Source organism: Anabaena sp. WFMT (assembly GCF_051781005.1).
Lineage (GTDB): Bacteria > Cyanobacteriota > Cyanobacteriia > Cyanobacteriales > Nostocaceae > Anabaena.
In genome coordinates, this window is record NZ_JBPWOA010000026.1 from 59,043 (window position 1) to 76,667 (window position 17,625).

17 protein-coding genes and 1 tRNA gene are annotated in these 17,625 nt (G+C 37.7%); 12 read left to right on the forward strand and 6 right to left on the reverse strand.

The features are described from left to right. Positions 1–115 precede the first annotated feature (115 nt). The 10 genes from ACSQ6I_RS17295 to ACSQ6I_RS17340 all read left to right on the forward strand — a co-directional run bounded on the left by ACSQ6I_RS17295 (position 116) and on the right by ACSQ6I_RS17340 (position 7,812). Positions 116–1,243: a hypothetical protein gene (locus ACSQ6I_RS17295; RefSeq protein ID WP_438891532.1), complete on the forward strand. Its 1,128-nt coding sequence runs from the start codon at positions 116–118 to the stop codon at positions 1,241–1,243. Between the two features lie 85 nt (positions 1,244–1,328). Beyond that, positions 1,329–1,619, forward strand: coding sequence for a hypothetical protein (locus ACSQ6I_RS17300; protein ID WP_438891533.1), 291 nt, complete (start codon positions 1,329–1,331; stop codon positions 1,617–1,619). A 7-nt stretch (positions 1,620–1,626) separates the two neighbouring features. Next, a complete protein-coding gene (locus tag ACSQ6I_RS17305) occupies positions 1,627–2,385 on the forward strand; it encodes a hypothetical protein (protein ID WP_438891534.1) in 759 nt (252 codons plus the stop codon). A gap of 54 nt (positions 2,386–2,439) precedes the next feature. Next, complete coding sequence (locus ACSQ6I_RS17310) at positions 2,440–3,024, forward strand: Uma2 family endonuclease (protein WP_438891535.1); 585 nt, start codon at positions 2,440–2,442, stop codon at positions 3,022–3,024. An 87-nt stretch (positions 3,025–3,111) separates the two neighbouring features. After that, positions 3,112–3,372: a hypothetical protein gene (locus ACSQ6I_RS17315; RefSeq protein WP_015215350.1), complete on the forward strand. Its 261-nt coding sequence runs from the start codon at positions 3,112–3,114 to the stop codon at positions 3,370–3,372. A 99-nt stretch (positions 3,373–3,471) separates the two neighbouring features. After that, positions 3,472–3,849: a VanZ family protein gene (locus tag ACSQ6I_RS17320; RefSeq protein ID WP_438891536.1), complete on the forward strand. Its 378-nt coding sequence runs from the start codon at positions 3,472–3,474 to the stop codon at positions 3,847–3,849. Beyond that, positions 3,846–4,532 carry a class I SAM-dependent methyltransferase gene (locus tag ACSQ6I_RS17325; RefSeq protein ID WP_438891537.1) on the forward strand — a complete coding sequence of 229 codons (687 nt, stop codon included), beginning with the start codon at positions 3,846–3,848 and terminating at the stop codon, positions 4,530–4,532. Before ACSQ6I_RS17320 ends, ACSQ6I_RS17325 begins: the two co-directional genes overlap by 4 nt. Before the next feature lie 246 nt (positions 4,533–4,778). After that, a complete protein-coding gene (locus ACSQ6I_RS17330) occupies positions 4,779–6,068 on the forward strand; it encodes a glucose-1-phosphate adenylyltransferase (RefSeq protein WP_438891538.1) in 1,290 nt (429 codons plus the stop codon). Between the two features lie 48 nt (positions 6,069–6,116). Next, on the forward strand, positions 6,117–6,662 hold the full coding sequence (locus ACSQ6I_RS17335; protein WP_438891539.1) for an AAA family ATPase: 546 nt from the start codon (positions 6,117–6,119) through the stop codon (positions 6,660–6,662). 160 nt (positions 6,663–6,822) lie between these two features. Further along, entirely contained in the window at positions 6,823–7,812 is a 990-nt protein-coding gene (locus ACSQ6I_RS17340; RefSeq protein ID WP_438891541.1) for a DnaJ C-terminal domain-containing protein, read from the forward strand. A gap of 147 nt (positions 7,813–7,959) precedes the next feature. On the opposite strand, the gene ACSQ6I_RS17345 is transcribed toward ACSQ6I_RS17340, so the two are convergent. The 5 genes from ACSQ6I_RS17345 to ACSQ6I_RS17365 all read right to left on the reverse strand — a co-directional run bounded on the left by ACSQ6I_RS17345 (position 7,960) and on the right by ACSQ6I_RS17365 (position 12,563). After that, the gene (locus ACSQ6I_RS17345; protein ID WP_438891542.1) at positions 7,960–8,649 is read right to left on the reverse strand and encodes an Npun_F0296 family exosortase-dependent surface protein; all 690 of its coding nucleotides are present in this window, start codon (positions 8,647–8,649) and stop codon (positions 7,960–7,962) included. 845 nt (positions 8,650–9,494) lie between these two features. Continuing rightward, a complete protein-coding gene (locus ACSQ6I_RS17350; RefSeq protein ID WP_438891543.1) occupies positions 9,495–10,166 on the reverse strand; it encodes a glutathione S-transferase family protein in 672 nt (223 codons plus the stop codon). A gap of 38 nt (positions 10,167–10,204) precedes the next feature. Beyond that, positions 10,205–10,741 (reverse strand): peroxiredoxin family protein, encoded by a 537-nt coding sequence (locus ACSQ6I_RS17355; RefSeq protein WP_438891545.1) that lies wholly within the window; start codon positions 10,739–10,741, stop codon positions 10,205–10,207. Between the two features lie 338 nt (positions 10,742–11,079). Beyond that, positions 11,080–11,610 (reverse strand): PEP-CTERM sorting domain-containing protein, encoded by a 531-nt coding sequence (locus ACSQ6I_RS17360; RefSeq protein WP_438891547.1) that lies wholly within the window; start codon positions 11,608–11,610, stop codon positions 11,080–11,082. Positions 11,611–11,951: 341 nt separating this feature from the next. Then, positions 11,952–12,563 (reverse strand): peroxiredoxin, encoded by a 612-nt coding sequence (locus ACSQ6I_RS17365; protein ID WP_438891548.1) that lies wholly within the window; start codon positions 12,561–12,563, stop codon positions 11,952–11,954. Between the two features lie 139 nt (positions 12,564–12,702). On the opposite strand from ACSQ6I_RS17365, the gene ACSQ6I_RS17370 reads away from it, so the two are divergent. Together ACSQ6I_RS17370 and ACSQ6I_RS17375 are read left to right on the forward strand one after the other, a co-directional pair. Further along, the gene (locus ACSQ6I_RS17370) at positions 12,703–14,793 is read left to right on the forward strand and encodes an amylo-alpha-1,6-glucosidase (RefSeq protein WP_438891549.1); all 2,091 of its coding nucleotides are present in this window, start codon (positions 12,703–12,705) and stop codon (positions 14,791–14,793) included. 134 nt (positions 14,794–14,927) lie between these two features. After that, positions 14,928–17,330, forward strand: a complete 2,403-nt coding sequence (locus ACSQ6I_RS17375; RefSeq protein ID WP_438891550.1) for an exonuclease domain-containing protein — start codon at positions 14,928–14,930, stop codon at positions 17,328–17,330. Between the two features lie 197 nt (positions 17,331–17,527). On the opposite strand, the gene ACSQ6I_RS17380 is transcribed toward ACSQ6I_RS17375, so the two are convergent. Beyond that, positions 17,528–17,601: transfer RNA gene (locus tag ACSQ6I_RS17380), tRNA-Met, on the reverse strand. Between the last annotated feature and the right edge of the window lie 24 nt (positions 17,602–17,625).

Consider the following 17,625-nt stretch of genomic DNA (forward strand, 5'->3'; position numbering starts at 1 on the left):
GGGTAGGCATCTTGCCTGCCCTACCAGAAATCACTGAAGCGTATATACTTTTTTGGTATGCTATTTTTTTAACATCCTTTCAAGGGCATCGGTGCAACATCCTGACCAATATTTTATGAGTATTAACGCTTTTGTTGATAATGGGTATGCCCCAGGTAGAGAGTTTTGTGAGAAATTTCTGTCTAGTAGTGAGTTTACAGTTGAAACTCTCCAGCTTATTTCATCAGGAACAAGTCGGCTTAAAAAGAACGAAGTAGCTGGACATATAGCTAATGCCCTAGAAAAAGGTAAACTTACTCCAGAAGATATTTTACTTCCATACGTAAAACAGTCAAAAACATGGTTGAGTTTAAAATTAGGTTCATCTACTATTACTCAAAATCTAAATTCTGCTAAATTGCTGTTAACTGAATTTGGCAAAGATGGTTGGTATGGACCAATTGAGGAAGCAAGTCAACCCAAGAAGAAATGGTATATCCGAATTTATAGAATTGTCGATAATGTTCGGCGAGGAACTGGAACTGCTAGTAAACTCGATGAACGCTATATTCGCTGGTCTGTCATTGCTGAGGTAGGTAAAGATTATGTAGCTTTATCCTGGGACGGATTTACTTATAGTTCAACTACAGATGAACATATAGAACAACGTACTCAATTCCCTTTCTGGAATCATATTCATAGATTTTTTGATGAATTAGCTATTCATTGCCAAGCTCACTGGACACATCCTAATCTCCACAATCTTGTTCTGCATGATATGTGGGATAAATATCTTAATAAATCAATAAATGGTGTTCTCTATAAATGGAAACACTTAAAGATTCGAGCAGAAGCGTCAGGACTTGCTATAAATGCTCAAAGTTCTGGAATTCAAGAAATTGATGTTAGGGGATTACAAGCTCTATCGCAACAGTTAGCTTATTCTGTTTTAAATATACTTGGGTTGTCCGGTGATCCGGAAAAGATGAACAATGCTGAAGATGCGATTTTGTTAACTTTGATCAAAGAGTGGGGTACTAAATCTTATGAATTTGAACTGGACAGAGAATTAATGGCGAATGAAGTAGAGACAGACAGATTAAAAAAGGTTAAATTAAAACATCTTTTCAAAGCATACTGCTATTTCGGACTCAAACCAAACTCTACAACCCAAGATTCTCTTCAACACCTCAAGTGCTATTCAGGGTACTATGGTGGTAGTACCTCTGTTCTTGAATTTCTGCTAAAAGAACTTGGATTCTAAGGCTAAAGTTATGACTAGCTTCATCCACAAGGGTCATTTGGACTTCTTATCTGAAAATCAGAAGGCTGAACTGAGTAAGCATTTTATGACGGCATCAACAACAGCAATGCCGCATCAACTTGCTGTGCGATTGGGTATAGAATACTCTAAAGCTCTGGCACTCTTAGCAGACCTTGAAGCTAAAGGAATGTGTGAAATGACACTTCTCATATATCATAATTGTGAGCAAGATTTCCCTGTAGATGCAATTCCTTATGGAACAGGGTTTCCCGATTTACCTTGGACTTGTCCGCATTGTGAAAGTATTGTAGAAAGTTATGATGAGCTATCTTTTGATCTTATGGCGATATCTCAGCAACCGATTGAATTTGTTTAATTGAATCATGCCAAGTCAAGATGAACTTGTGGAATTTATAACTAATGCTATGGATTTACTGGAGCCAGGAGATCCAGCATTAAATAAACTAATTCCTTATTGTTATAAAGCAGATAATAACCTTTCTAAATATTTAGATAAACTTAAGACATTTACAGAAATAAAAAAGCCTACACGGAACCAAACACAGGAAGCAGGGAAACTTCTAGAACAGATTGTACTTTTATCGTTTAAAGGACTAAAAGGAGTACAAAGCATGAAGAGTTTTCAATCCGCAGGACCTCAATATGATTTATTAGTAACTGGGGATGATATTTACTGGAAAGGAGTGACTAAAACTTTATATCTTGAATGGGAAAATAGAAATATAGTAATTGAGGCAAAAGCCACAAAAGATCCTTTACCAGATAAACAATTTGCTAGATTATGTAGCATAATGGAACACAATTTGATAGGTGCTGGTCTTGGAATTTTTGTTACATTAAATGGAGCAACAGGCTTTCCTAAACGAAATAATCCAAGGCAAAGAGCAGTTAGTGATTGTAGACTTCGCCAGATAGTTTTTCATGCCAGAACTAAAAAAATAATCGTAGTTCTAGATAAAGAAGATTTATTTGAGTTAAGAAAAAATGTGACTTTAATTGAAGTATTAACCAGAAAAATAAGAGATTTGTCAGAATTAAGTGGTCTTCCTACTACTCCTGTTGAAAATTGCCAGGAAATAGATTTACCTGCACATTTAAAAAGTCTTTACGAAGATAATTAATTATCATCAATCTTATCATTTATTTAGGTAAAGTTAATAGAGGATTAAAACATCATGACTCTTGCACAAGAAACACGCTACTATTCACCTGAAGAATACCTAGAATTAGAGGTAAACTCAGAAATACGTCATGAATATATTGATGGATTAATTATACCAATGACAGGCGGAACACCAAATCATAACCAACTTGCCCTTAATTTCAGCGGCACACTCAATTATCTTCTCAAACGGCAACCTTATCAAGTCTTTATTACAGATCAACGTCTTTGGATTCCTGACAAACAAATTCACACTTATCCTGATGTTATGATTGTGAAAAATCCCTTAATTTATGAAGAAGGAAGAAAAGACACTTTAGTAAATCCTGTGATGATTGCAGAAGTATTATCCAAATCTACCAGCAGCAAAGATAGAGATGAAAAATTTGCAGCTTATCGCACAATTACCACATTACAAGAATATATTTTAATTGATCAATATACAATGCACATTGAACAATATTTTAGAACTGATAATAACAAATGGATATTTTCAGAATTTGTAGATGCAGATGAAAATTTAAATTTAGCTTCCATTCCCTGCCAAATCACTCTCGCAGATATTTATGATAAAGTTGATTTTAATACAGAAGAATAAAAAACTCCCAACTCAATCTTACTCTCCCCGCCTCTGCGCCTCTGCGTGAAATAATCATAATTCAAGCTACCAAAGGAGTCAATAGAAATGAGTCGCATCAATCCGTACACATTACAGTTACAAATTACCAGAATGTTTGAACAAGGGCAATCATTCTTTGCTATCACCAAAGTACAAGAATGGTTGCAAGAACGCCAACACAACCCAGCAGACTACGAGATTATTTTCCACAAAAAACCTGCACCTCCTGGTTCTAAAGAAGTGATGGTCATAGAAATAGAACTAAAACGCAAAGATGGACAACCCGTAGATCCTTGGTTACAAGAACAAGCCAATTTACACGCTTAGTTAACAGCTAGATTAAAATTCCCAATATCCAGGTTTGCAATTTGCGGAATGTGTGCTGATATCTCTGTATTCAGCAAAACACCATTCAAAAGCATATAAATGACAACTCATCAACGTTGGGTTTTTGCGTTTTGGGTTTATTTGGGAATTTTACTTTCTATTTTTATCTCAGCTTACCTCCGTATCATGCCTACGGAACTTGCAATATTCTCCCATTACGACACAATTATGCATTTTCTTTTATTAGGAATTGCAGCTTATCTCGGTCATCAAGCATTAAATCAACGTAAGTTTAAAATATTTAATATTCCTTTACCTCTTGCACCATTCATAGTCTTATTAGTTTCTATAGTTGATGAGATAGTACAATCTTTTGTACCTTATCGTAGTGCTGATATTACAGATTTAGCTGCTGATATTTTGGGTATTATTGTATTTACTTGGTTGGCGGAAAAATTCCCAAAATTACTAACATGAATAATATCAATCTTTGGACATCATCAGAACACGCTTTACGCTATTTAGAAAAAGCAGATAAAATACCCCACCGCACTGAAGGGGAAGCTGTTTTGTTAGCACAAGTTCCTCAAAATATTAAACGCATACTTGACTTAGGAACTGGAGACGGACGCTTATTAGCATTACTCAAACTTGACCGTCCCCACATGAACAGCATAGCAATTGACTTTTCTCCCACTATGATAGAAGCCGTCAAAAATAGATTTTATGAAGATAAAACAGTGCAAGTTATCAGCCATAATTTAGATGAACCTTTACCAGATTTAGGTTTATTTGATGCAATTGTTTCTAGTTTTGCTATTCATCATCTCATCCACGAACGCAAACTTTCTTTGTATGCAGAAATTTTCCAACGTCTTGAACCAGGTGGTATTTTCTGTAACTTAGAACACGTAGCTTCGTCAACACCCACGGTACATGAAAAGTTTTTACAAGCACTCAGTATCGAAATAGAAAACGACGACCCCTCAAATAAACTTTTAGATGTGGAAACACAACTGGTTTGGTTAAGAAAGATTGGTTTTACAGATGTTGACTGTTACTGGAAGTGGCTAGAATTAGCCCTATTGATAGGGGTAAAAGCAAAAGACACCACACTATCACCCCATCACATGAATCAAATTGCCGATGTATATTCTTAGCGTTAGAGCTATTTAGGTTGATAACAGGCAAAATATCGCTGCTGAAATCTAGAGAGAGAGATTTTGATAGGTTTTCCTCATTTATCAATACAAATGTTCTAATATTCTCCCTGATTCAGCAACGTTATTCATTACCAACAGCATTCTCAAAAATTCCTTCGCAAGATTCTTTGATCCCCCCTTATCAGCTGCCACATACAGTCCTAAACTGTAGATGAGAGTTGAAAGGCAGTTCGGAGAAATTTTGTGAAAAAAGTCTTAGCAATCATTCTTGGTGGGGGTGCGGGTACTCGGCTTTATCCGCTAACCAAACTCCGTGCTAAACCAGCAGTACCAGTTGCTGGTAAGTACCGCTTAATAGATATCCCTGTTAGCAACTGCATCAATTCAGAAATTTTTAAAATCTATGTGTTGACACAATTCAACTCAGCTTCTCTGAATCGTCACATTGCCCGTGCTTACAATTTTAGTGGTTTCAGCGAAGGTTTTGTAGAAGTGCTGGCTGCACAGCAAACACCAGAAAATCCTAACTGGTTCCAAGGTACGGCTGATGCAGTGCGTCAGTACATTTGGATGTTACAGGATTGGGATGTAGAAGAATTTCTAATTCTTTCTGGTGATCACCTGTATCGCATGGATTACCGCCAGTTTATCCAGCGCCACAGAGATACTAATGCGGATATTACTCTTTCTGTGATTCCTATTGACGATCGCCGTGCTTCGGATTTTGGTTTGATGAAAATCAACGATGCGGGTAGGGTGATTGACTTTAGTGAAAAACCCAAAGGTGACGATTTAGCCCAAATGCGTGTCGATACGACCGTACTGGGATTGACAAAAGAACAAGCCGCATTACAGCCATATATCGCCTCTATGGGGATTTATGTCTTTAAAAAAGATGTTTTGATCAAGTTATTGAAAGAATCTTTAGAACGGACTGATTTTGGCAAAGAAATTATCCCTGATGCGGCAAAGGATCACAACGTTCAGGCGTATCTCTTCGATGACTATTGGGAAGATATTGGAACAATTGAAGCATTTTATAATGCCAATTTAGCTCTAACTCAGCAACCAATGCCGCCCTTTAGCTTCTACGATGAAGAAGCTCCAATTTACACCCGTGCGCGGTATTTACCTCCCTCGAAGCTGCTAAATTGCCAAATCACAGAATCAATGATTGGCGAAGGTTGCATTTTGAAAAATTGCCGGATTCAGCATTCAGTGTTGGGAGTGCGATCGCGGATTGAGTCAGGATGTGTGATTGAAGAATCCCTGCTCATGGGTGCAGATTATTACCAACCATCTGTAGAACGCCAATGTAGCCTAGAACATGATGATATCCCTGTAGGCATTGGAACAGACACCATTATTCGTCGAGCCATCATTGATAAAAATGCCCGCATTGGTCACAATGTGAAAATTATCAATAAAGACAATGTGCAGGAAGCCGAACGTGAAAAGCAAGGCTTTTTCATCCGGAGTGGTATTGTAGTCGTTCTCAAAAATGCTGTAATTGCTGACGGTACAATCATCTAAAAGTCCTGAGTTATGAGTTATGAGTCATAAGTTATGAGTAATTGAATTATGGATCAAACTTCTAATTATTCTTCACTCCTAACTTCTCACTCAACACTCCCAAATTTGCACTCGGTACTTAGTACTCATAACTTGGTACTCTTCTTGCTGATTGGTCTTCCTGGTAGCGGTAAGTCAACATTGGCAAAACAATTACTGACGCAATGCCCCCAGATGCAGCTAATTTCTACAGATGCCATCCGGGGGCAACTCTTTGGTTCCCAAGCAATTCAGGGGACATGGCTGTTGATTTGGCGGGAAATAGAACGGCAATTTCAGCAAGCCACAACTGTAGGTATCCCCACTATTTTCGATGCCACCAACGCCCAAAGGAGAAATCGCCGTGAAATCATAGAATTAGCCCGTGATTTGGGCTTTACACACATTACAGGGATATGGGTGAGAACTCCAGTCTGGATGTGTTTAGTACGTAATCAAAAACGCGATCGCCAAGTTCCTGAAGAAATTATTTTGCGAATGCACCGTCAACTCCGGGATGCGCCCCCCAGCTTAGAAGAAGGACTAGATAGACTGATTTGCTTTCCAAAATGGTGAGAGTACGGGAATTGCGCTGAGACTGTGAGCGACAACCACACTTGATTTCCAATATTATTTGTTAATTTAATATCAGAATCTTTTGCCTATATATCTGGCAAACTGCAAATCTCAAATCTTAGAAAAAAACATAACCTAAATTTTTACAGGAGGCTGGTAGATGGCTGCAACCGACTTCAAAGACTATTACTCAATTTTAGGAATCAGTAAAACTGCCACTCCAGAAGAAATTAAACAAGCTTTTCGTAAACTAGCCCGCAAGTTTCACCCGGATGTTAACCCAGGTAACAAGCAAGCAGAGGCAAAATTTAAAGAAGTTAATGAAGCTTACGAAGTTTTATCTGACCCAGATAAGCGTAAAAAGTACGACCAATATGGTCAATACTGGAAACAGGCTGGTGAAGGCTTCCCTGGAGGTGGTGCTGGTGTTGATATGAGTGGCTTCGACTTCAGTCAATACGGCAGCTTTAATGATTTTATCAATGAGTTATTTGGTGGTGCTGGCCCACGCACAGGAAAACAAAGTTACTCTTATCGCACTTCTACAAGTAGAGCAGGTGGTGGCTTTGGTGGTGTTAATGATTTTGGTTTTCAAGATGCAGGTGCTAGTGCTACCCAAGATACCGAAGCTGTGATCAGCTTAACTTTTGCTGAAGCTTTTGCAGGTGTCCAAAAACGCTTCGGTTTAGGTAATGAAACAATTGATGTTCGCATTCCTTCCGGGGCTAAATCTGGAACTCGTCTGCGGGTGCGGGGTAAGGGTCCAATCAACCCCATGACTCAACAACGGGGAGATTTGTATTTAAAGGTGGAATTGCAACCCCATTCTTTTTTCCAACTGGAGGGTGATAATTTAGTTTGTGAAGTGCTAATTACACCGGATGAGGCTACCTTGGGTGCTTCTATTGATGTACCCACACCTGATGGTAATGTAAATGTTAAGTTGCCGGCAGGAGTACGCTCTGGTCAATCCCTACGTTTACGTGGTAAAGGCTGGCCTCTGGCTAAAGGTGGACGTGGTGATCAGCTTGTAAAAGTTGCGATCGCACCTCCAAAAGACCTCAGCCCACAAGAGAGGGAATATTATGAAAAAATCCGGGCTATCCGTACCTATAATCCCCGCAGTCATTTGGCACAAGTTAAATTATAACCAATTTTTAACTGAACCAATTTCGCTAAACTAAAAAACTGCTATGTCAGGTTACACACATAGCAGTTATAAATTAGGGAACTGAGATTTGAGACTCTCAGCTCTTTTCATATTTAATTTTTACGCTTACTGAATAAATCTATAAATCTATCCTTTCACTGTCACTTTATGTTGTAAGCGTTTGAATAATGAAGTCATACCACAAGCACCTACTGCTAACACACCTAAGATCATGTTAGATTCGGGAACACTCCTATTAGCTAATCTATAGGTGTGGTTATCTGTTTCAAAAGCAATACCGTTTGAACGCATCACAACTCGGTCAAATTTTTCGCCTGCGTCACCGACAAGATTGATAAACATATTAGCTTGAGTGCTAGTCCAGCTACCATCAGCTACAGCAGTTGGCACATCTGAGCCACTAAAAGACTTTAACAACTGATCACCGTTGTAAATGTCAATAAAGTTGTAATTATCCAATGAGCCTGCATAAAAACCGAAGTAATCAATAGCTTCTTTGAAGTTAATATTAACAAATCCACTGTTGCCTGCAACATTACTACCTGATGGAGCAATTGTTAGAAATTTTGTATCATCCCCATAAGGTGAAGCATATTGACCAGACTTACTGCCTTGAACAATGTTAGTAGTAATATTGGAGTAGGTAACAAAACCATTTGGGTCATTTGCTGTGCCATCATCAAAGGTGATGGTTTTTGTATCAGAGTAGCTAGAGAACATACCACCGCTTTTTGTCATGCTAACAGCACTAGCTGGATTTGCGCTCAGGACTACAGCAGTTGTTCCGAGTAAAGCCAAGGATAATTTTTGCAGCATTCTAAACAAGTAACCTCTAAATAAGTATCAACTGGATGGAAACAGATTTTTTCTGAAAACCTAGCTATGAATAAGCTGGATTTATGACTTCAAAGACATAGAAACAAGGATTATCTGTCTTGTCTATGATTTGACTTTTGCAAGCCGCAAAAGATTAATCTCTCTTGAAGCTCTATGATATTATCTTGATGCTTATTGATATAAAAATATACTGTACTTATACGGATATATTCTTAAAGATTAAGTGAAGACTATTGGCTGCAATTGTGAAAGTATTTTGAGTAGGAGATAGGATAAATTTTGTACAAGAAAGTCAGTTTATATTTATAGCTATATTTACGTAATTTTTTTATTAAGTAGGTCGGGTTAAAAATTGTTGTTATAACGAAGCAGAATACAGAAGGCAGAAGGGAAAAGGTTTTTGGGCAACTTTACTTTTTTTACATTCTACGGTTTTTTTGCGCCTTTCTACTTAGACAAAAATTTAGCACCGAATTTTTGCAATTAATTCTGTAAAATTACTTAATACACAGTCAATCCCAGATTTTTATCTTAGTAAAGACGGCGCAAGTAAACCCACCATTGAAGGAGGCAGGAGGCTTTCTTAGAGGAGGGATTCAAACCCATCTCTAATTGAAGACCGCCAAATCTGAGATTGTGGCGGGGGGACTTCAACCCAAATGGTCGGGGCAAAAAGGCTTTATTCTTAATTAAAAATTTTCCCTTCTGCCTCGCCCGAAGGCTGTTAAAGTCGGGGAAAATCTGTGATTTGAAACCTTTGTCAAAGGTATGGGTATTTACGCCGTCTTGTATCCGGACTTTTCAGTAGAAGTCAAAAACCGAAACTATACCACCTTTGCCATTAACATCGTCCGAAACCCTTCTATCATCTCTGGTGTCGCTTGGGTAGTTTGCCATGATGGACGTGCAATCAAGCGATAGCTTCGCTCGCCGCAGGCATCGCACCAAGCACTCAATTTTGGATAGCCATCCAAGGAAACATCTCCTTTCGGCAACCAGGTTACTATACTTCCCGCTACAGCCTCGGCTAAAGTTAAGTTCTTACTACCAAAGTATGGACGATGATCAAGTAGATTCTCGAACAAGTTTAGTGCTGTAGCAATTTTTTGTTTTGTTTGCTCAATTTGTTCTGGATCTCCTCCAGGCAAGCCTAACATCACTGGCATCAGTGGAGTAATGTCCGGTAATAGCTCATTGACACTTACCATTTCCACCATTCGCACAATTGCTAAATCTTTTGCATCTTTTGGCAACATTGCCGGAGTTGGATATTTCACTTCTAAATAATCTAGAATTGCCAAAGACTCCACCATTGTAAAACCGTCATCGACTAAAGCTGGAATGTGGTGGAAAGGGCTAATCGCTAAAAAATCTGGTTTAAACTGCTCTCCATTCAGTTTTACTTTTACCAGTTCAAAATCTAACCCTTTTTCTATGAGAGTAATCCAGACTCGGCGTGAGTTTGGAGAAATTGGTTCATGATAAAGTTTGAGCATGAGAAAACCTAAACATAATGCCGATTTTGCACTCTACCTTAATTGAATTGCTCTAACAATCTTTCTAAAGTCGCATTATGATTTAAAAATGAAAATAAATGCCTATAAAGCAATTTTCCATCTTTATCTAACACAAATTGTGCTGGCAAAGGCGCTCCTAAAGCTTGTCCTACTTGATAAGTCCGAAATGTATGACAACTAGGGTCACTTAATAAAGGCATTTTTAAGCCTAAGTCTTGGACAACTATTTGACTTTGCTTTTTATCGGTACTTGTAATCATCAAAACTTCTATCCCCCGATTCTTAAACTCTTCATAATTTTCATTTAAGGCTTTAATATGGGGATAGCAAAAAGGGCAATATTGTTTTTCCGTAAAAATCCGGGTAAAGGCCAGCAAGACGGGCTGTTTACCTCGATAATCAGATAATTTTAAGGTACGATTATTTGTAATATCAGATAATTTAAAATCTGGTGTTCCTACTCCCAATCTAAACTCATCGAGTGCAGGTTTTGGTAACAGGTTGCGGAAAAATCGCTCATTGAATAAGCCAGTAAAATCAGTTGATGTCAGCATCTAATTACCTTTGATAATATTTTGCTTGATTAAAAAATCATCTTATTTATTTAGTATAGACAAAAATAACATTAAGCTGATAAAGCAATAAAAAATAAATGCATCTTCTACCTCTAGAGGGTATAAGATGCACCATATTTCTGGAAAATATCTTAATTAGTTCTTAGAATTTGCCGGAGAAGTCTAACTTCTCAACTATATCAATACAGGTGCTAAACTACACAGATAAAGCTTTAATTTTTGGTTAATTAGCGCGAGCTAACTTCGTTTGTGTAGTAGCTGATTGCGTTTACCCAACACTTTCCAGACTTTAGGAATTATTAACTTAATAATGTAAGTTATGCGGATAGAGAACTCTTATATTTACGCTTCATCATCAACAGACCTACTGCTATAGCAGCTCCTGTCATGCCAAGGCTTGAAGGTTCAGGGACTGCCTGGACTTGAAATACATAATTTCGATACTTATTTGTATCAAATAGACCATCTCGAACGTATGCTGAACGAGCTGTCCCCTCCCCTGCTGGATCGTTATAACCAGGCGCTCCAAGGTCTAGTTTATAGTCTTCAGCAAAAATCATACCATTATGTTCGCCCCAGCCATCATACCAAGCAGTATTTGTAATGCTATCGGCAAAAATTGATATAGCGTAATCTGTGGGACTTCCACCAAAGATTAAAGCAGCAGCTTCTTGAGCAGAATAAACGGGAGGGTTGTCTGGCCACAATGGACCATCATAAACTGCATAAGATCCGACAAATGTAGCTGCATTTGCTGGCATATCTACACTGGCGAAAGCCACTGTTCCAACAGTAGCTACTCCAGCAATGGCTACTGTCATTTTGTTGAGCAAGCTTATATTTCTCATTCTCAATTTTTCCTTGAACTTAACTTTAAATTGGTCAAAAAAATTACTATGCTCGATATTAGAGTAAAAACACTGAGTTAAAAAGTCATTTTCAGTGTTTTTACTAAAAATTTATTATTTTTGGTCTTTATCAGCGCCTAATATGAAGTAAATGTGAAGCAATTTAGATGATTTAGTGTTAAAAATAACTTTATTGTTAATTCCGTATCTACTTATTCCACGTAAAAACCACAAGCAAACACGGTGATTGAAACTGATTGAATATATAGCCGTGTTTACTTGTGGTGATGATTTATTACGCTTATTATTCCAATTAACTGGAGTTTTGTCGCTGGGGAACTCTAAACTGCTGCGAAGTAAACTTTGGACTTGACTGGGTCGGGAACCATTGTTTTTTCTCCAGGTTGCCAACCAGCAGGACAAACTTCATCCGGGTTAGTTTGAACGTGTTGAATAGCTTGTAATGTACGTAGAGTTTCTTCAACACTCCGACCAAAAGCTAAATTGTTAACAGTGGAGTGTTGAATGATACCATCTTTATCAATGATGAACAAACCGCGCAAAGCAATACCTGCTGAGGGGTCGAGAACATTGTAAGCAGCGCTAATTTCTTTCTTGATGTCGGACACTAGGGCATAATTTAAGTCACCAACACCACCGGCTTTCCGATCTGTTTGAATCCAAGCTAGGTGGGAAAATTCGCTATCAACGGAAACACCGAGAACTTCTGTGTTAAGCTTCTTGAATTCTTCGTAGCGATCGCTAAATGCTGTAATTTCGGTGGGGCAAACAAAGGTAAAGTCTAAGGGGTAGAAAAATAAAACAACATATTTACCCCGATACTCGGAAAGTTTAATCGTTTTAAATTCCTGGTCTAGCACTGCTGTTGCTGCAAAGTCGGGAGCCTGCTGACCAACGCGGAGGCAATCTACTGTTCCATAAGTGAGCGTCATTAACCTGGTTCTCCTTTAACTTATATCCATTTCTTAGCTTGGGACTTTAGGCAAGTTACAACTCACCCATCTAAGCTTGTCACAGTTTAATTACGATCTGTTACAACTATATCATACTCATAACGATTTTGAGTAACCAATGACTGATTTAGATACTAGAGAATGGTTACTAACCAATGGCTTGGGTGGTTTTGCTAGTGGTACAGTTTCGGATGTACATACACGGACTTATCATGGTTGGCTATTTGCTGCAACAAATCCACCTTCTGGGCGCAAATTACTGTTTTCCCATTTAGAAGCCAGTTTAGAAATCCCAGGTAAAGAGATAGCACTGGGGACAAATTTTTGGGACAGTGGTCAAAAAATTGAGCCGACAGGCTATAAGATGCTGCGCTATTTCGATGTTAACCCAGTTCCTAAATGGGTTTGGAGTGAGGAAAACTGGCAGTTAACTAGACAGTTGGTGATGCCGTGTGGGGAGATGGGGAGATGGGGCGGTAGGGAGAATAAATTACCAAATATCAATGCTCAGAACATTTTCATTCAATATCGGTATGAGGGTAAAGACGCGGGGATTTTAAGGTTAAGACTGTTAATAGGCGATCGCGATTTTCATCAGCAGCAAAGTGAAAGCGAGAAATTACAGTTTTCCCAATTGGTTAGTCCACAGCTAGTTTGTCTACAAGCGAACAATTTCGGGCAATTTGGCACACCTTGGTATCTACGCTGGACACAAGGAGAGTATCAAGCCAATGGAGTTTGGTACTGGAATTATGGTTTACCAGAAGAAAAAAAACGGGGTTTATGCGATCGCGAAGACCTCTATAGTCCCGGTTATTTAACAGTTAATCTTCAACCAGGAGATATTCTCACCCTAGAAGCAAAATTAGGTTTACCCGACCCCCAACAACCTATTCTCTCTCCTGACAGCTTTGCAGAAGCCGTGGAGGCAGAACAAGAGAGACTTTCGCAAATTTTTGGATGGAGACTAGAAGAAGCAGGGGGGCAGGGTGCAGGGGGCAGGGGGCAGGAAGCAGGGGGCAGGGGGAAAAATTACTCATTCTCTAGTCACCAATCACCTATTCGGCAAAAACTACTTCAAGCTAGTGACCAATTTATTGTCTATCGTGCTTCCATCGCGGGTCCGACAGTAATTGCTGGATATCACTGGTTTAATGATTGGGGACGAGATACTTTAATTGCTTTACCAGGATTGACACTGGTTACACAGCGCTTTGATTTAGCTAAAGGACTATTAAAAACTTTTGGACGTTACTGTCGTCATGGACTGATTCCCAATGCCTTTCCTGATGTTGATAGCGAACCGTTTTATAACAGTATTGATGCCGCATTGTGGTGGATTGAAACTTTAGGACTTTATTTAGAAGCTACTCAAGATTGGCAGTTTTTAGTAGAGCAATTTCCAGTAGTGCAGCAAATTCACAAAGCCTTTGTTGGTGGTACTCGCTACAATATTCAACTTGATGCCACTGACGGGTTAATTTGTTGGGATGCTAATGGTGTAGCTTTGACTTGGATGGATGCGGTAGTGGGGGGATTACCTGTTACACCCCGTCGCGGTAAAGCTGTAGAAATCAATGCTCTCTGGTATTCCGCTTTATGTTGGTTGAGTCAGTGGGCCGAACGTTTGAGCCAAATAGATATAGAAAATTCTGTGCGTTTAACTCATCAAGCGCAACGCTATGGACAGCAAGCAGAACAGGTAAAAGTTTCGTTGCAAAAGTTCTGGAATCCGCAGTTAGGCTATTTTTACGATTTCATTGATCCAGATGATGGACGGAACTCGCAAATTCGCCCTAATGCTGTTTTGGCTTTATCTTTGCACCATTGCGGTTTTTCTCAACAACAAGGTCGTCAAGTTGTAGATTTGGCTACTTCTCGATTGTTGACTCCTTATGGTTTGCGAAGTCTTGATCCTGGTGATCCAGAATATGTAGGCATATATGAGGGAAATTCAGAAAAGCGCGATCGCTCTTATCATCAAGGTACTGTTTGGTGTTGGTTAATTGGTGCATATATCCGAGCTTGGGAACGTTTTTACCCACAGGAAACTTTACCTTTTGACTGGGAACCGTTAATTAAACACTTTCTTGATGATGGTTGTTTGGGTTCAATCTCGGAAATTTTTGATGGTGATGCACCGCATATATCCAGAGGTGCGATCGCTCAAGCTTGGTCTGTGGCTGAGGTGATTCGGCATTTTAAATGATTTTATCACGCAGAGGCGCGGAGGCACAGAGAGGAATGCGGGAGTATGGGCTGTAAAATTGCCTATTTTCTCTTTGATAGTTTATGATCTAATTATGACAAGATTTACGTTAATCTACTTATAATTAAATCATTATGGACTTTGTTGTTTTAGATACCGAAGGCAACCCACATTTAAGTGAATTAGCTATTGTTGATAGTCAAGGTATGGTAATTTATGAAGGTTTTTGTGATGGTAATTCTCATGGATTTCAAAATGTTTTAAATCTCAAAAGTCTCAAAACTTTACTAACAGAATTTCTGACTATTGTTCAAGATAAAAAAATCATCTGTCACTATGCAGAACATGATATTGATATCCTCAAGCGTAGTTTTAGACAAGTTGGTTTACCTTGGCAAAATTTACAATTTGATTGTACCTGGCTTCTGGCTAAAGACTGTTTTCCTGATTTAGAAAGTTATTCTTTAGAATATCTAAGCAAATATTTTAATCTTCGAGCTAATAATCAATATTTTCTTCCTAATATGGCACATACCGCTCGTTATGATGCCACATTTACTTATCATCTTTATAGAAAAATTATGTTAGAAAATCTCAAACCACAACCCAATCCGTTTAGTAGCAGTCGAGTTGATACTCCTTTTCAGCATCATCCAGATTATTTTGATACCTATCATCGAGAATTCCAGATTTTACAAACTGCTTTAAACAGCATCAAATCAGATTCTAATCATCAGAGTAAGGGTGCTATTGTAATTGGAGAACCAGGTACTGGTAAAACTCATTTAATGATGCGACTTGCTAATGAGAGATTATCCAGAAATAGATTACTGTTTATTCGTCAACCTAATAATGCTCAATCTGTACTTTATCATATCTATAGTAGGATTTTAGAATCCCTAGTTGAAAAAGCCGGAAATTTACCTCAACTAGATTCTTTAATTATTAACACTTTTCGGAAAATAATTAGTCTTAATGATAGAGAAGTTAAACAAAAAGATATAGACATTTTAAAAGCTTTATATGATTTAGAAGATAATAATCTTAATGCTCTGGGTAAAGAAAATACTCAACATAAACGAGGATATTGGCAATACATAGAAAAGACCATTAATGAATGGTGGATGAGTAATTATGCTGCGGGAGGTTTTGCCCTATCTATTATTAAAGGAATGGTTAAATATTGCAGCTATACAGATTATAAATATAGAAATATAACCACTCGCTGGTTAGCAGGAAATATTTTAACTGATGAAGAAGCAGAAACAATTGGTTTACCAAATTGGGGAGAAGAAATTAGTAAAGAAGCTTTTTCTTTAGAAGCTATTTCAGTTTTAGGTAAATTATCTACTCTCGATGAACCTTTAATTATTATTTTTGATCAATTAGAAGGTTTAGGACTTCCTCATAACCAAGAAATTTTGTTGAACTTTGGGGAAGCTATTAAAGAAATTTTTACTCATGTTCCTAATAGTTTAATTATCTTGAATTTATTTCCTGACAGGTGGGAAAAGTTTCAAACAACTTTTGATCAGTCTATTATTGGCAGAGTATCTCAACATCAAGTTTCTTTACGTCAACCCACAGAAACAGAAGTTAAATCTATCCTTAAGGTAAAAATGCAATCTTTAGATATTACCTTAGAACAGCTATTTTCTGCTGAAGATTTAGATGATATTTTAGTTAAAAAACCTATTCGGGCAGCTTTAAATCGTGCTGGTAAATACTATGACTATAGAGTTAATGGTATTCCTTTACCAGATGAAAGAAAACCAATTCGTGAATTAGATAGTAGTGAGAAAATAGAACAGCAATTAAAATTTTTACAGCAACAACAACAGACATCAATAGAAGTTTTAAGCCAACTAATTCAAGCTATACAAGCGCCTAATTCTGTTGATTTAAGCAACTTACACGAGAAATTAGCAAGTTATTTATCCGGTGAAACTACAATTCTTCCAAATCCTGTAATTGAATATCTCAATGAACACAGAACTGAGTTGACACAAAAATATCATAATCCATCTATTATTAGTGATGGTGATGATATTGGTAAGTTGAAGAACATTGCTGAAGCTTTAACTCACATTCAGTCATTTAAATTAACACAGTATCGTTTAGGGAAAAGGGTATTACCAGAACATATTGTTGTAGAAAAGGAAAATCAACATCATATCATTGCTTTTCTAGAAATCAGTGGTACTGCTTTTACTACTCGTATTACCAATTTCAACGAATTAGTTATTAATAATCCTCAAAGTAAGTTTGATTTAATTAGAGATGAACGTCAACCAGAGATTACTGGTAAAGTTGGTAAGGAAAGAATAAAACAACTAGAAAATAGTGCTAACGGAAATTTTGTTTTATTCAATAAAGAAGATAGAATTCTGTTTGACTTGATTTATGATTTAATTATCAGTATTTATAACAAAGATTTAGATATTGATTTGGAATCAGCATTAGATTTTATTACTACTCATCAAGAATGGTATCACTGGATTTTTACAAAGTTTGGTTTTACTCCACCCAGCAAGTAGAAGTTACCATGATCTAGTTTCACTACTCAAAGATATAGAATAAACTACCGCACATCTATAAATTTTCTTAGATAGGATTAGTGCTGCGTATTACACTCGATGGAAGATTTTAGTGGCAAGAAATTAATGACAAAAGCCGCATAGACACAAGATGCTGGCTATCGGCTCAAATAATAACAATCATAAAATTTTGGAAATGGCTCAGGTCAGATTTGAACTGACGACCCCAGGCTTATGAGTCCCGTACTCTAACCAACTGAGCTACTGAGCCGTGTTGTTTTATCAACTTCTATTA

What these genes read in the sequence shown, in the direction of transcription:
- ACSQ6I_RS17295 (WP_438891532.1), top strand. Translation starts at nt 116, where the DNA reads ATGAGTATTAACGCTTTTGTTGATAATGGGTATGCCCCAGGTAGAGAG.
- ACSQ6I_RS17300 (WP_438891533.1), top strand. Translation starts at nt 1,329, where the DNA reads ATGACGGCATCAACAACAGCAATGCCGCATCAACTTGCTGTGCGATTG.
- ACSQ6I_RS17305 (WP_438891534.1), top strand. Translation starts at nt 1,627, where the DNA reads ATGCCAAGTCAAGATGAACTTGTGGAATTTATAACTAATGCTATGGAT.
- ACSQ6I_RS17310 (WP_438891535.1), top strand. Translation starts at nt 2,440, where the DNA reads ATGACTCTTGCACAAGAAACACGCTACTATTCACCTGAAGAATACCTA.
- ACSQ6I_RS17315 (WP_015215350.1), top strand. Translation starts at nt 3,112, where the DNA reads ATGAGTCGCATCAATCCGTACACATTACAGTTACAAATTACCAGAATG.
- ACSQ6I_RS17320 (WP_438891536.1), top strand. Translation starts at nt 3,472, where the DNA reads ATGACAACTCATCAACGTTGGGTTTTTGCGTTTTGGGTTTATTTGGGA.
- ACSQ6I_RS17325 (WP_438891537.1), top strand. Translation starts at nt 3,846, where the DNA reads ATGAATAATATCAATCTTTGGACATCATCAGAACACGCTTTACGCTAT.
- ACSQ6I_RS17335 (WP_438891539.1), top strand. Translation starts at nt 6,117, where the DNA reads ATGGATCAAACTTCTAATTATTCTTCACTCCTAACTTCTCACTCAACA.
- ACSQ6I_RS17340 (WP_438891541.1), top strand. Translation starts at nt 6,823, where the DNA reads ATGGCTGCAACCGACTTCAAAGACTATTACTCAATTTTAGGAATCAGT.
- ACSQ6I_RS17345 (WP_438891542.1), bottom strand. Translation starts at nt 8,649, where the DNA reads ATGCTGCAAAAATTATCCTTGGCTTTACTCGGAACAACTGCTGTAGTC.
- ACSQ6I_RS17350 (WP_438891543.1), bottom strand. Translation starts at nt 10,166, where the DNA reads ATGCTCAAACTTTATCATGAACCAATTTCTCCAAACTCACGCCGAGTC.
- ACSQ6I_RS17355 (WP_438891545.1), bottom strand. Translation starts at nt 10,741, where the DNA reads ATGCTGACATCAACTGATTTTACTGGCTTATTCAATGAGCGATTTTTC.
- ACSQ6I_RS17360 (WP_438891547.1), bottom strand. Translation starts at nt 11,610, where the DNA reads ATGAGAAATATAAGCTTGCTCAACAAAATGACAGTAGCCATTGCTGGA.
- ACSQ6I_RS17365 (WP_438891548.1), bottom strand. Translation starts at nt 12,563, where the DNA reads ATGACGCTCACTTATGGAACAGTAGATTGCCTCCGCGTTGGTCAGCAG.
- ACSQ6I_RS17370 (WP_438891549.1), top strand. Translation starts at nt 12,703, where the DNA reads ATGACTGATTTAGATACTAGAGAATGGTTACTAACCAATGGCTTGGGT.
- ACSQ6I_RS17375 (WP_438891550.1), top strand. Translation starts at nt 14,928, where the DNA reads ATGGACTTTGTTGTTTTAGATACCGAAGGCAACCCACATTTAAGTGAA.